A 477-nucleotide genomic window follows, 5' to 3' on the forward strand; every position below is an offset into this window, starting at 1 on the left:
TCGTCTTGAGAGTAGACGCTGGCGTAGTTGAACCATTCCACGTCTGTTGCCAGGCTGGCGATCTGGATGGAGAGTGAGTCTAGTTTCTTGTTCACTTCAGCGAACCCTTTCTTCACCTCGTTAAACACCGGGTCGTCCTGAGGGATGAAGCCCAAGATCAGGTTGACCGATGGGATGATCAGTGTTCCAATGCCGGGCACCAAGCCAGCGATGGTGGAGAGACCCTTCATCACATTTTTCACAGATTTGCTGTCAACACCTCCAATCTTTTCGTTGAGGACAGTGACAATGTCTTTTACCACTTCCAGAGATTGTTGCACTTGTGGTCTGGTCTCAAATGGCAGGTCTCTCTTCACCCTGTTGGGGGGTGAGGGGTTTAAGGAGGCGGGAACATATGACCCAGCTGAGGAGGTTGTCCAGTAGAGAAGAAGGATCCATGAAGCCATTAGAATCGAGACGGACAGCCGAGGGAACGCC

The 477-nt window shown here is 51.6% G+C and carries 1 protein-coding gene; it reads right to left on the minus strand.

Features of this window, described 5'->3' with window-relative positions; translation table 11 throughout:
- Positions 1-320 (minus strand): hypothetical protein (locus H4O21_RS24170; RefSeq protein ID WP_182812447.1); only part of this gene is annotated, 320 nt, incomplete at its 3' end.
- Positions 321-477 lie beyond the last annotated feature (157 nt).

It is taken from the genome of Oceanospirillum sediminis (assembly GCF_014164585.1).
Classification (GTDB): Bacteria; Pseudomonadota; Gammaproteobacteria; order Pseudomonadales; family Halomonadaceae; genus Oceanospirillum; species Oceanospirillum sediminis.